Source organism: Corynebacterium sp. UMB6689 (assembly GCF_030215295.1).
In the GTDB taxonomy this organism is placed as follows: Bacteria; Actinomycetota; Actinomycetes; order Mycobacteriales; family Mycobacteriaceae; genus Corynebacterium; species Corynebacterium aurimucosum.
In genome coordinates this window covers 20,892-34,198 of record NZ_JASOLS010000007.1, presented here as the reverse complement: position 1 = coordinate 34,198, position 13,307 = coordinate 20,892, and the positions used below count along the sequence as shown (strand labels likewise).

The window sequence follows — 13,307 nt, the reverse complement described above, 5'->3', positions numbered from 1 at the left end:
CGGGGGTGTTTTAAAGGGCTATGGATAGCAGGCCAACGGCGACGGCCGAGAGAGTCGGCGCGACGACCGGAACCCAGGCATAGCTCCAGTTTCCAGTGCCCTTGTCTTTGATGGGGAGGACAAAGGCGTACATGATGCGGGGGCCGAGGTCACGAACCGGGTTGATGGCATATCCGGTGGGGGTGCCGAGGGACAGACCGATAGACACGATGACGAAGGCCACGCCGAAGTAGCTCAGCGGACCGAGCTCGCCGCCGGCAGGACCGAAGGCGATAAACATGAGCAGCACAGTGGTTGCGATGAACTCTGTCACTGCGTTCCAGCCGTTATTCGGGTGCGCCGGGTTCGTAAAGAAAATACCGCCGGTATTCTTGTTGGCTCCGGTGACGTTGCCGGCTTCGTCGACATTGTTGGCATCGAAAAGCTGCTTAAACGTTGCCCACGCCAGGAAAGCACCGAGCATGGCGCCCAAGATCTGACCCAGGAGGTAATAAGGCACAAGGCTCCACTCAAGAGAGCCGTTGACAGCGAGCATGATGGTCACCGCCGGGTTAAGGTGACCGCCAGTGGGGTCCGCGATGCTAGCACCCAAGTAGACGCCGAGGCCCCAGCCCATTGCGATAACGATCCAGTCTGAACCGCGCGCCGCGGAGGTGCGGAGGTTTACAGTGGCGCAGACGCCGTTACCCAACAGGAGCAGCACTGCCGTGCCAAGGAACTCCCACAGGAATGCATCAGTTCCGGTCATAACTTGTCCTTTCTCTTTTGCCTAGGGCAAAGGCCCAGCGAGAGACAGCAAACGTCCTCGCTGGGCCCCGTGACGCTTAGGCTTCTTCCTTAGTGGCTCGTGCGCTGCCAGCGCGCTCGAGAATGTCATTTGCCTCACGGTCGGTGAGGGCAGCCTCGGCGGCAAGCTCCGCCTCGGTGTGCTGCTTGAAGTGGCTAACCTCGCGCTCAATGTCGCTCTGGTCCCAGCCCAGCAGCGGCGCGACGAACTCAGCAATCGGCTGTGCAGCGGCCACGCCTCGGTCGGCGAATTCGATGGCTATGCGCAGGCGGCGGGAGACGATGTCGTCGATGTGCAGTGCACCCTCGTGGGTCACGGCGTAGCGCACCTCTGCCCAGATGTAGCTCTCTGCGCCCGGAATCGGCTCAAGGAGGGAGGCATCTTCGGCGGCCGGAGCCAGCACCTCGCTGATGAGCGAACCGTAGCGGCCAAGCAGGTGCTCGATACGCTTCTCGTCGAGGTTGTAGCGGCGAGCAAGCGCCGGAACCTGGTTGGCCAGAGCATGGTAGCCGTCCGCGCCCAAGATCGGAGTGCGCTCGGTGACGGATTCTGCCACCTTGAAGCCCAGTTCCTTGGCGGCCAGGTCCACCGCGTCCTTACCGATGACGCGGTAAGTCGTGTACTTACCACCAGCAACGGAGACGAGGCCTGGGGCTACTCGGGCAACGGCGTGGTTGCGGGAGAGGTTGGTGGTGGAGTCGGACTTACCGGACAGCAGCGGGCGCAGACCGGAGTAGACACCAACGATGTCCTCGCGAGTGATCTTGTTGCGCACGCGCTGGTTGACCTGGTCCAGAATGTAGTCGATATCCGCCTTCGTCGGAGCCGGGTCCGGCAGGGACAAGCCCTTTTCCCAGTCAGTATCGGTGGTACCGATGATCCAGTACTCGCCCCACGGAATGACGAAGAGCACGGACTTTTCGGTGACGAAGCACAGCGCGGCATCCGCATCGAGGGCATCCTTCGGGACCACGATGTGAACGCCCTTGGAGGCGTGAACGGTGAACTTGCCCTCCGCGCCGGCCATGTCCTGAATCTTGTCGTTCCAGACACCCGTGGCGTTGATGAAGACCTTGCCCTTCACGGTGGTCTCGCGGCCGGTCTCGAGGTCACGGACCTTTGCGGCGGTGATGCGGCCGCGGTTGTCCTTCTCGAAACCGATAACCTCAGTGCCGGTGCGCACGCTTGCGCCATACTCAGCGGCGGTACGCAGGACGGTCATGGTGTGGCGGGCGTCGTCGACAAGCGTGTCGTAGTAGCGCACGCCACCGACGACGGCATCCTCCTTGAGGCCCGGGGTGACCTTGAGCACGCCCTTGCGGGTGAGGTGCTTCTGCATCGGGACGCTCTTGGCACCACCCATGAGGTCATAGAGGGTAAAGCCGCCGAACATCATGACGCGCTCCCAACCGCGGTGAGTCAGGGGGAAGATGAACTTCAGCGGCTTTACCAGGTGCGGGGCGAGGGTCGACATGTTGAGCTCGCGCTCCTTGAGGGACTCCGCAACGAGGCGGAAGTCAAACATCGCCAGGTAGCGCAGGCCACCGTGGAACATCTTGGAGGAACGCGAGGACGTTCCTGCCGCAAAGTCTTGGGATTCCAGCACGGCCGTCTTTAAACCGCGGGTGGCCGCATCCACCGCAGCACCAGCGCCGACTGAGCCGCCGCCGATGATGACGACGTCATAATCCTCGGTGGAGTAGTCGTTCCATGTCTTTTCAAAATACTCAGGGTTGAAGCTGTTAATACTCGTCGTGGTCATTGTTGACCGAGTCTCCTCTCTCGCTGCACGGCGTCAGAAAGCCCTGCCCTCGTTGACGGTATGCGCAGCATATTGTGCTCATCCACCACGCACCCAGTGTGCCGATTCCTCGGCTAATTGCTCGGATAGCGGATGAAGAAGAAGTTTTCTCCCACCGCCAATGCTATAGATCACCCGATTTTCTCTCTGGAGACGCTACTCACACGTAGGTTCCGCTTCCGTAAGCTGGCACTTTTAAGGCTTTTCATAGACGAGCAAAATGAAATAACACCCCCTTCCGGGGGTGTTAACGGGCGTGGCGGACTCTCCTCAAGTCTAGGGTGTCAAGACTTATTTCTTCTCCTGCTGCAAGCGCGCCATGGCCTCCAGCACCTCGGCCATTCCGTAGCGCTCAGTGGAATACGTCACCGCCTGCGCAGCCTTAATCACCTCAATGGGCGCAGTCTCAAGCGCCACCATGCGCACGGCGACGCCCTCCCCGCCCTCCGCAAACGTTTCATCACCAGGCTCATTCGCAAAGAATAGAAGGTCCGCAGGCTCGACTCCGATCCTTTTCGCCACAGCCGCCAGCCCCTCGGCGGGCGAGGACGCCGTGACTACTACGCCCCCAGGAGCATCGTTGAACTGTGCCCCGTCAGCACCTTCTGAACAGGCGATCCGCCAACAGGATTGGGGGAGGTCGCCAAAGGCTGCAGCGTCGAGCACCTCTCCCTGCGGCGAGAGCACCACCAACTCCTCCACTTGTGGGTGCAAGTGCGCCAGCGCTTCCTGAAGCCGCCTCGAGATTTCCCCGTTCTCCATGCTGAGCGCACTCTGATCAGCCACAATCACGCGCGGCACCTCAGAGTATTGAGCCTTCACGCGGTGCGGCAGGCGGGAGACAATAATGCGCGATTGCGTCGCCGCAGAAAGTAGACCCTGCTCCACCACGGAACCGGCAAAAATCTCCTTGCTGCTCGCGGTCATGGAGGCCTGAGCCTCCATGACGTCAGACTTTAGTTGCGCCATAACCTCCGTGACCTTGTCGCGGCCTTCCCCGACGCCGCGCATGGCTTCCTCGACCACCGAGTTGAGGTTCTCCTTGATCCATTCCAGGGTCTCTGGAGCAGTACGCGGGCGCTCTTTGCCTTTGTCAGTAGCTGAGCTTTCAACTTGTGCGCCGTCGTTTTCTTGCGTGGCGTCGACGTTCTCGTCGCCAAGCTCTGCTCCCGATTCTCCGGAATCAGCCCGCTTCATCAGCGCCATCCGGTCCCGCATGAGCTCCACGGTGGCCTCGGAGACGCGGTCCTTGAGGTTAGTCAGGTCATCACGCAGCCGGCGCACGCGGTAGCGCTCAGACTCCACCTCGGAGTCCTGGGCCTCAGCCTCCTCCAGCGTTGGTGCCCCACCACCCTTGCGGGCGGGCACCCAGAACTCCCCGGCTGGCATCGGTCCGAACTCCGCCTCATACTCCGCCCACAGGCCCTCCAGGGCCTCCTGCATCCGACGGCGCACCTCCGCGATATCCGCGTCAAAATCGCCCGTCGTGTAATAAGGCTCCAAAGCCTTAATCAGCACCGGCGTCTTCGTGCGGCCCAAGTGCTTCTTCTGCCCCTTCGTCCAAATACGCTGGGAGCCAAAGATAACCTGCGGAATAATCGGCACGCCCGCACCATGCGCGATACGCGCCGCACCGTTACGCATGCTGCGAATTTCAAAGCTGCGGGAAATCGTTCCCTCCGCGAAGACCCCCACGAGTTCCCCACTCTTGGCTAGTTCGATGCCTTTGACAATCGACGCCCCGCCATCGATACGGTCCACCGGGACATGCCCCATGACCTGAAAAAGCTGCCCGGCCACCGGCGCTTGGAAGATGGAGGCCTTAGCCAAGTAGCGCACCAAACGGCGCTTGCGGTAAGCCAAGAAGGCCCCGAAAAGGAAATCCATGTAACCCGTGTGGTTGCACACGATGACGGCCCCACCCTTATCCGGGATATTCTCCTCCCCGGACAAGCGCATCTTGAGCCCCTGGGCCAGAGTCACCCCGCGGCCGATGTGTGTGATCTGCCGGTAGAGGAAGTTAGTCACAGCGCTCATGGTGCTCCAAACAGCTAAGACCCCGCCGTCGAGAGCAGCGAGGAGGGACAAGAGAGGGCGGCGCGCAAAGCCCCGCGCACCGCGTTCTTCTAGGAGTTTACGGGGTACAGCACGTCCTTGCCCACGAATGGGCGCAAGGCCTCCGGAACCACCACGGAGCCATCTGCCTGCTGGTGGTTCTCCAGGATGGCCACGAGCCAGCGGGTGGTAGCCAGGGTGCCATTGAGCGTGGCGGCGTACTGGGTCTTGCCGTTCTCATCGCGGTAGCGCGTGGACAGGCGGCGCGCCTGGAAGGTGGTGCAATTCGAGGTCGAGGTGAGCTCGCGGTACGTGCCCTGGGTGGGCACCCACGCCTCGTTATCGAACTTGCGCGCCGCAGAGGAGCCCAAGTCTCCGCCCGCGATATCGATGGTGCGGTAGGGCAGTTCCATCGCCGCCAGCATGTCCTTTTCCATGTTCAGGAGCTTCTGGTGCATCTCCTCGGCGTCTTCCGGCTTGCAGTAGACAAACATCTCCAGCTTGTCGAACTGGTGCACGCGCAGGATGCCGCGGGTGTCCTTGCCGTGCGAACCTGCCTCGCGGCGGAAGCAGGAAGACCAGCCTGCATACTGCAGCGGCCCCTTGGACAGGTCGATGATCTCTTCCTTGTGGTAGCCGGCCAGAGCCACCTCTGAAGTGCCGACCAGATACAGGTCATCTGCCGGCAGGTAGTAAACCTCATCCGAGTGCTGACCCAAGAAGCCAGTTCCCTGCATAACGTCCGGGCGCACGAGCACCGGCGGAATCATCAGCTTAAAGCCTGCCTCACGAGCCTTCTGCGCAGCCAACATCAACATACCCAGTTGCAGGAAGGCGCCATCACCGGTGAGGTAGTAGAAACGCGCGCCGCCGACTTTGGCGCCCCGCTTGACGTCGATAAGCCCCAGCGTCTCACCCAGCTCCAGGTGATCCTTCGGTTCGAAGTCGAACTGCGGCTTTTCACCGACCTCCTCGAGGACGATGAAGTCATCTTCGCCACCCGCCGGAGCACCTTCCACCACGTTGGAAAGCTGATACTGCAGCTCCGTTACCTTGGCCTCGGCCGCGGCCGCTTCCTCGCCGGCCGCCTTGACCTTCTCCTTCAACTCGTTAGAGCCTTCCAGCAGCGCCGGGCGCTCCTCGGGGGAGGCCTGGCCAATCTTCTTACCAAAGGCCTTCTGCTCCGAGCGCAGCTGGTCTGCCTTCACAATGGCCGCGCGGCGCTGTTCATCGGCGGCGAGCAGCTGGTCCACCAAAGAGGGGTCCTCCCCACGGTTTACCTGGGAGGCGCGGACGACATCGGGATTTTCGCGAAGAAACTTGAGATCAATCACGCCGGATAGTCTAGCGCACGGCCATACCTTTGCGCTGGTCATAACCAGCGCATTATCATGGATATCATGGCACCTCACATTATTACCGACGGCCCCGTGCCCAAGCACGCTCAGCTGCGGGATATTCTCTCCGAGCTCTGCCGAACCACCCTCAAACCCGGTGACATCCTCCCCGGCGAGCGCATTCTCGAAGAAACCTACGGAGTTTCCCGCATCACCGTGCGCCGCGCCATCGGTGATTTAGTGGCCGAAGGCCGCCTGCGGCGGGTGCGAGGCAAGGGCACCTTCGTGGCTCCGAACCCACTGGTCTCCCGGCTCCATCTGGCATCCTTTTCCGATGAGATGGGCTACCAAAAGGTACAGGCTTCCTCGAGAATCCTGCTGGGCGAGCGCAGCACCGCGCCCAGCGAGGTCTGTGATTTCTTCGGCACAGAGTCCACGGTTGCACACACCCACCTGCGGCGCCTGCGCTTGGGCGATGGCGAGCCTTATTCCATAGACGATGGCTGGTATAACTCCGCCTTCGCGCCGACGCTGCTAGAAAATGACATCTATAACTCCGTCTACGCGATTCTGGATAGCACCTTTAAGGTCCCCATCACCGAGGCCGAGCAGACGGTCACCGCGGTGGCGGCGGAGGAGGACATCGCCGAGCTTCTCGACGTCCCCCCGAACACCCCACTTCTCCACATCACCCGCCTCGCCCGCTCTGGAGACCGGCCGGTTGAATGGTGCTCCTCGGTCTACCGCACCGACCGCTACCGCCTCACAACCCACGTCTCCCGCACGCGTATCTAACCGCGCCCTCGCCCCGAAAGGCGCCGGGCGGGCTAGAAGCCAGGGCTGCTAAGGGAGTAGTATGAGGAGTTCTATGAGCACTTCATCTGCATGGCGCTCCGCCTCCGCCATCCGCGTCGTCCTCGTTGCAGCCGTGGCCGCGGCCGTCTTCATGGCCTCCTACGGCCTCTTTAGTGGCGAGCCAACCGGCACCAATTCGGCCGGACATGGCTCCGCTAGCTCCAGCGCCGACGGCAGTCAGGCCGCCGATCCTTCTGCCGCCGACGGCGAAGCTGCTCCCTTCACCACCGCCTCCGCTGGGGCATGCGTGACGTGGGACATCGCCCCCGACGGCACCGCCACTGGTTTTGAGCAGATCAGCTGCGATAAACCCCACCGTTTCGAAGTCTCGGCGCGCGAGGATCTCAGCACCTACCCCACCAGCGAGTTCGGTCCCAACGCCACGCGCCCCGATATCACACGCCAAAACGCCCTGCGCGATGAGCTGTGCGAGGCACCCACGGTGAGCTACCTGAATGGCAAGTGGGATCCCAACGGGCGCTATGACATTGCTTCCATCCTGCCCCCGGCCGCATCCTGGGATCAGGGTGACCGTACCTTGCTGTGTGGCCTGCAGACTACCGACGCCAACGGCGTACCGCAGGAATCCACCGGCAAGGTCAGCGAGGTGGACCAGGCGGTCGTCGCCAAGCCCGGCGAATGCCGCAAGGTGGATGATAAACAGGTACTCAATACCGTTCCCTGCCAGGAACCGCACCAGATGGAGACCGTGTCCGTCATCAACCTGGCCGAAAAATTCGCCAATGGTTACCCCAGCGATGAGGACATGGATAAGTTCCTCTCCGAGACCTGCACCCAAAATGCCATGGATTATTTGGGCGGCGAGGAGAACCTCTACCAGTCCACGCTGCAACCTTTCTGGGGCGCGATGAGCCGCGAGACCTGGGAGAGCGGATCCCGTTCGGTGAATTGCTCGCTGATCCACATCAAGGACGGTCACTTCTCCGAGATCACCGGCTCTGCCACAGGGGGACGCGAGGCCCTGAGCATTAACGGCGCCCCGCCGACCGAGCAGCCGAAGCGCAACCCATTGCGTGACCCGAATGCTCAGCCGGGCGGCGAGAACGCCGAGCCAGCTGGTGCGAACGCCGCTCCCGCCACCCCCGAGGCTGCGGCTCCGGCCCTCTAGGCTCCGGTCATCAAACAGGAAGAAATCACATGTACGAGGTCAGCGAGGAACGCTTCGAGGAACTGGTCGGCGAGGCCCTGGATAAAATTCCGGATCGCTTCGTTGATCAGATGCGCAACCTGGTCATCCTCGTCGAGGAAGAGCACCCGGAGAACCCTGAACTGTTGGGGCTTTATGAGGGCGTCATGCTCACGCAGCGCACCGCTTCACACACCGGCTACCTGCCGGATACCATTTCCATTTACCGGCAGCCTCTCCAAGCCATCAGCAACTCGGAAGAAGAGCTCGCCCACGAAGTCATGGTGACCGTCTTCCACGAGGTCGGGCATTACTTCGGTTTCGAGGAGGAGCGCCTCCACGAGCTCGGCTGGGGGTAGGCGCCCAGCGGGTTAGACTTCGGTATCCGCCCAGCGCTTGAGCGTCCACTGGCCAAAAGGCTGGCCCTGCGGCTCCATGAGGGTAAAGCGGCAGTTCGGCATGTAGCCGGTATAAGCAAAGTCTGGGTCCACACCACAGGCATGTCTCGTCACTACGCGAATGGCGGCGCCGTGGCTGACGACGACGATGTCTTCATCATCCTCTAGCTCCGCAGCGAGATCCTCCAACACCGGTTGGTAGCGCTCGAGCACATCCACGTAGCTCTCACCGCCAGGCATCCGGGCGGACTCATCACCGTCGAGCCAGCCGCGCAGTGCCACCATGTATTCGCGGTGGGTGTCCTCGCTGCCGCTCATTTCATGTTCACCAGCGAAGACCTCGTGCAAGCCTGTACGCACTTCCACGGGAACAGTGCGCTCATCGGCGGTCTCGCCGAAGGTACGGGCGGCCAGCATCGCGGTCTGCTGAGCGCGCAAGGCAATGGAACACACAAAGCGCACACGGCGCCCTGCGCACAGTTCAGCTAACTCGCGGCCGACATCTTCCGCTTGGCCGCGGCCGCGCTCGGTGAGCTCGGCACCTGGGGGCCGGGTATCCATAACGCGGTCAATATTGGAAAAGGTCTGGCCGTGGCGCAGCAGGATGATTCTTCCGGTCATGCTTCACCACACTATTGGCCGGTGCGCGCCTGCGCTACCCATTCATCGGCTTCTTGCAGCCGCGCCAGATCCCGCGGGCCCTCCCCGAGTGCCGTGGCGGAAGGCCAGGAACCAACGAACACGACGTCCTCCGCCCGCAGCCACAGTGCCCGCAGAGCCTCCGCCACCGGCTGGTCCTCAATGTGTCCGATGAGATCGGCGTGGAAGCGATAGTTACCGAAGACGGTGCGCAGCGGGCGGGATTCGATGCGGGAGAGGTCCACCCCGCGGTGCGCGAATTCCTGTAGGGCCCCTACCAGGGAGCCCGGCTCGTTGGGCAGGGTGAAGATGACGGACGTCCTGTCGTTGCCGGTCCGCTCGGTCGGCTTTCCGGCCGGTCCCACGAGGACGAAACGAGTCGTGGCCCCCGCGACATCTGCCACATTCTCCGCAATAGAATCCAGTCCGAAGACCTCCGCTGCGCGGGCAGGGGCGGCAGCGACATCCACCTCCCCGCGCGCCACGGCCTGCGCCGCCGCACCATTCGACGCCGCCGGAACATACTCCACGTCCGGCAAGTTCTGCTTCAACCAACCGCGCACCTGCTGGTAGGCCACGGGATGCGTAGAGAAGGTGCGAAGATTCTCTGCGGTAGTGCCGGGGCGCACCAGAATGGAGAAGGACACCGGCAGGTCTACCTCGCGGTAGATCTGGACCCGGGAGCCGTCGGCAAGCGCGTCAAAGGTGGCAGTAACCGGCCCGTCCACGGAGTTTTCGATAGCCACGCAGGCATAATCCGCCGCACCGGAACGCACCGCCGACAGCGCCTCGGCCGGGGAGCTCACCGGAAGGCCCTCGGGGGAGTCAAAGTCAGCGGCAAAATGCTGCATCGCCGCTTCTGTGAAGGTTCCGGCGGGCCCGAGGAATGCGATGGTGGTGCTCATGGCAGCAACTTTATCCCACTCAACTACTAGACTGAGCCGCCATGGAGAGAACCGAGTTCACACTGGACAAGCTGCGCGAGGATCTAGCGGGCCTGAGCCCTGCTGAGCACGGCTTCACGTATCTCGATCTCGAGCGCCGGCCACAGGCACACGGGCGCTTGAGCGGGTGGATTCTCTCGGTCAAGGATCTCAACGACGTCGCCGGCATGCCCACCACGCTCGGCCATGCCGAGCGTGCCTACGTGGCGGAGGAGACTGATCCTTTTGTGCAGGAGCTTATCGACGCCGGCGCGCGAGTCGTCGGCAAGTCCGCCGCACCCGAGCTGGGCCTGCGTGTCGACACCGAACCTGTCGGCCTGCCCCACCCCGATAATCCGCTCTACCCAGGCCATACCCCGGGTGGCTCCTCCGGCGGGGCGGCAATCCAGGTGGCCCGGGGCCTCATGCGCGCCGCGCATGCCTCCGACGGTGGCGGTTCCATTCGCGTGCCGGCCGCTGCCTGCGGTGTCGTCGGCTTTAAGCCCGCCGGCGAGGACCTCTCGGTGCAGGGGTTCATCACGCGCAGCATCGCCGATACCGCAACTCTGCATGGCCTTAACCCGCGTGCCCGGCGCGCCCGCATCGGCGTGCTGACGGATCCCCTCTTCGCTCAAGCTGAGGTGGCCCCGCACATGCTGCGCGCGGTCGCAGAGGCCACCGCTACCTTTGAAGGCGCGGGTTTCGAAACCGTGGCTATCTCCCCCTATCCCCAGGCCGCCCGCACCTTTGAGGCCTTCCAGCACATCTTTAGTCGCCGGCTGGCTGGCCTTGACTTCGCGGAGGGTTACGCGGAGTGGATCCGTGCGAAGGGCCGGCGCGTCACGGACTCCGAATTCGCCGCGGCCCGCGCCCACGCCGCCCAGCTACCGGAAATGCTGGCACAAGAGTGGGAAGTCGACGCCATCTTGAGCCCCATGCTGGCCTTCGATCCACCCCGGCGCGGGCACTTCCTGGCACGGGAGCACCAGGCCAGCTTCGATGAGCAAACGCGGTGGTCGCCGTGGGGATCGTTGTTCAACGTGGCGCAGCTGCCCGCTATTTCTGTGCCCTGGCCGGTGCGCGATCACCCGCCGGTAGGCGTGCAGTTAGGCTCACTCACGCTTGACGAGTCCTCCCTTCTCGGCCTCGCCCAGGTGCTTCACCCATGACCGCGCGCTCACGCCTGCGCGCGGAAATCCTCATCGTCCTCACCATCACTTTTGGAATCTCTGGTGTTCGCGCCGTGCTACGCCTGACCGATTCTCTGCTCAACCCGGCCCCGCTCAACGAGCAGTCGGTCACCATCAACGCTTCGCAGTCGGCGACTTCGCTGCTGGACCTTGCCTTCCAGCTCTGCAGTGCTGCCGTGCTGTGTGCCTGGGGAGCGCTTGCCCTTTATTTGATTTCTTTTCCGCCCCGCCCACAGTGGCGGGACGGCCTGCACGGCGCGGCGTTGGCGGCGGTTATTGGGCTTCCCGGGTTGGTGCTGTATTACGTGGCGTTGCACTTCGGCTGGACCAAGGAGGTGGTGCCGGGGGCCTTCGATAGCTGGATTGAGATCCCGGTGCTGCTGATTAAATCCTTCGCCAACGCCTGGGCGGAGGAACTGGTGGTGGTGTACTGGTTCATGACCAGGCTCAAGCAGTCTGGGTGGGCCTTACCCGCAACGCTGGCCGCCTCCTCTATCTTGCGCGGTTCTTACCACCTCTACCAGGGAGTCTCCGCCGGCTTTGGCAATATCATGATGGGCCTGCTTTATGGCTGGTATTTCCACCGCACCGGGAAGGTATGGCCTCTGGTCATCGCGCACTTTCTGATCGACGCCGTCGCTTTCGTGGGCTACGCACTGCTCTTCGGTGCTTAAGCGGTGCCCGGACGCCGAAAAGACCACCACCGCGCCCTGTGGGATAGGTGGGGCGCAAGTGGTTTCGCGGTACAGTGTTCCCCATGACCTACCAAGGACGCGATCCCGAGCGCGAAGCTCGCCGTGCTGGCGAGCCCCACGGCACTCCCCGCCGCGCGGGCTCCGCTGATTCTGCGAGGCCTTCCCGCCCCTACGACCCGGCTGGCCCGCACGCCTCACATGCGTCCGGCCAGGACGCGGGCGAATTTGTCCTTGGTACCGATGGGCAGCCCTTGCGTGATCGCTACGGCCGTCCGGTGCGCCGCCGTCCATCCACACAGCGCAGCACGCCGTCTCAAAATTCCCCACGCACCCAGCGTCCCACCCCGCGTCGCTCACGGCCGGAGGAAACCCGCTTCGACGTCGATGCTTACATGGCCCAGCACTCCCCCGCGCGCACAGCGCCCCACCAGAGCGCGCCCACCCGGGAACCTGCCGCCGGCGCATACCGGCGAAGTCCCGACGCACCGCCACGCAGCTATTCCCCACAGGCACCCTCCCGCGGGCGTGCCGCAGGACGCCCACATAGCCGCCGCAAGAAGGTCAACCCGGTCAAGCAAGCTTTCGGTTGCCTGGGCTGGCTCATCGTCATCGCCCTCGTCTTCATGGTGGCCTTCACCTTGTGGACGGATTCACGCCTCACCCGCATCGATGCCCTGCCCACCGAACAGGTGGCGCCGACCTCTGGGACGAACTGGCTGTTGGTGGGCTCGGACTCCCGCCAGGGCCTCACCGAGGAACAACAAGCGGAGCTAGGTACCGGTGGCGATGTAGGCGTCGGCCGCACCGATACCATCATGCTTCTGCACATCCCCAGCTCCGGAAAGGCCCAGCTGGTCTCCATTCCACGCGATAGCTACGTCGACGTGCCCGGCTTCGGCATGGACAAGGTCAATGCTGCCTTCACCTACGGTGGGCCCCAGCTGCTGACCCACACCGTGGAACAAGCCACCGGCCTCCACATCGATCACTATGCGGAGATCGGCATGGGCGGCTTGGCAAACGTCGTGGATTCCGTGGGCGGCGTGGAGATTTGCGTCAAGGAGCCCATCAACGATCCGCTCGCGGGCATCGACCTTCAAGCGGGCTGCCAGAAGCTCCGCGGCCCAGATGCCCTTGGCTACGTGCGCACCCGCGCTACCGCGATGGGTGACTTGGACCGCGTCGAGCGCCAGCGCGAGTTCTTCGCAGCGCTGCTGGATAAGGCAACGTCCTTCTCCACCATTGGCAACCCCTTCAAGGCCGTCTCCCTGGTCAACCACACCACGGATTCCTTCATCGTCAACGAGAAGGACCACGTGTGGCATCTTGCCCGCGTGGCGCTGTCGATGGCCTCAGGCGTGGAGACGACGACGGTGCCCATCGGCGGTTTCCAGGACACGGTCGTGGGCAATGTCGTCCTCTGGGATGACGCTGAGGCCCAAGCGCTCTGGGACTCCATGCGCTAAGGCTTCGACCGGTC

The 13,307-nt window shown here is 63.1% G+C and carries 12 protein-coding genes; 6 read left to right on the top strand and 6 right to left on the bottom strand.

Translation table 11 applies throughout. The features are described 5' to 3' along the window. Positions 1-10 precede the first annotated feature (10 nt). The 4 genes from QP363_RS05425 to serS form a co-directional block, all read right to left on the bottom strand. A complete protein-coding gene (locus QP363_RS05425) occupies positions 11-748 on the bottom strand; it encodes an MIP/aquaporin family protein (RefSeq protein WP_070443264.1) in 738 nt (245 codons plus the stop codon). 76 nt (positions 749-824) lie between these two features. Beyond that, positions 825-2,549 (bottom strand): glycerol-3-phosphate dehydrogenase/oxidase, encoded by a 1,725-nt coding sequence (locus tag QP363_RS05420; protein WP_070711694.1) that lies wholly within the window; start codon positions 2,547-2,549, stop codon positions 825-827. A gap of 330 nt (positions 2,550-2,879) precedes the next feature. Next, the gene (locus QP363_RS05415; RefSeq protein ID WP_284763232.1) at positions 2,880-4,625 is read right to left on the bottom strand and encodes a 1-acyl-sn-glycerol-3-phosphate acyltransferase; all 1,746 of its coding nucleotides are present in this window, start codon (positions 4,623-4,625) and stop codon (positions 2,880-2,882) included. An 89-nt stretch (positions 4,626-4,714) separates the two neighbouring features. Beyond that, a complete protein-coding gene (gene serS, locus QP363_RS05410) occupies positions 4,715-5,977 on the bottom strand; it encodes a serine--tRNA ligase (protein WP_284763231.1) in 1,263 nt (420 codons plus the stop codon). 66 nt (positions 5,978-6,043) lie between these two features. On the opposite strand from serS, the gene QP363_RS05405 reads away from it, so the two are divergent. The 3 genes from QP363_RS05405 to QP363_RS05395 all read left to right on the top strand — a co-directional run bounded on the left by QP363_RS05405 (position 6,044) and on the right by QP363_RS05395 (position 8,341). After that, positions 6,044-6,775 (top strand): GntR family transcriptional regulator, encoded by a 732-nt coding sequence (locus tag QP363_RS05405; protein WP_284763230.1) that lies wholly within the window; start codon positions 6,044-6,046, stop codon positions 6,773-6,775. 73 nt (positions 6,776-6,848) lie between these two features. Continuing rightward, positions 6,849-7,964: a septum formation family protein gene (locus QP363_RS05400; RefSeq protein WP_284763229.1), complete on the top strand. Its 1,116-nt coding sequence runs from the start codon at positions 6,849-6,851 to the stop codon at positions 7,962-7,964. A 29-nt stretch (positions 7,965-7,993) separates the two neighbouring features. Next, on the top strand, positions 7,994-8,341 hold the full coding sequence (locus QP363_RS05395; protein WP_070443252.1) for a metallopeptidase family protein: 348 nt from the start codon (positions 7,994-7,996) through the stop codon (positions 8,339-8,341). A gap of 12 nt (positions 8,342-8,353) precedes the next feature. Here QP363_RS05395 and QP363_RS05390 read toward each other — a convergent pair whose 3' ends face one another. Beyond that, entirely contained in the window at positions 8,354-9,001 is a 648-nt protein-coding gene (locus QP363_RS05390) for a histidine phosphatase family protein (RefSeq protein WP_284763227.1), read from the bottom strand. 11 nt (positions 9,002-9,012) lie between these two features. Next, a complete protein-coding gene (pheA, locus tag QP363_RS05385) occupies positions 9,013-9,924 on the bottom strand; it encodes a prephenate dehydratase (RefSeq protein WP_284763226.1) in 912 nt (303 codons plus the stop codon). A 41-nt stretch (positions 9,925-9,965) separates the two neighbouring features. Here pheA and QP363_RS05380 point away from each other — a divergent pair, with 41 nt between their 5' ends. The 3 genes from QP363_RS05380 (at position 9,966) to QP363_RS05370 (ending at position 13,293) form a co-directional block, all read left to right on the top strand. Beyond that, entirely contained in the window at positions 9,966-11,111 is a 1,146-nt protein-coding gene (locus QP363_RS05380) for an amidase (RefSeq protein WP_284763224.1), read from the top strand. Beyond that, positions 11,108-11,806, top strand: a complete 699-nt coding sequence (locus tag QP363_RS05375; RefSeq protein ID WP_070443245.1) for a CPBP family intramembrane glutamic endopeptidase — start codon at positions 11,108-11,110, stop codon at positions 11,804-11,806. The genes QP363_RS05380 and QP363_RS05375 overlap by 4 nt, the downstream gene beginning before the upstream one ends. 83 nt (positions 11,807-11,889) lie before the next feature. Beyond that, a complete protein-coding gene (locus tag QP363_RS05370; RefSeq protein ID WP_284763221.1) occupies positions 11,890-13,293 on the top strand; it encodes an LCP family protein in 1,404 nt (467 codons plus the stop codon). The last annotated feature ends 14 nt before the right edge of the window (positions 13,294-13,307 follow it).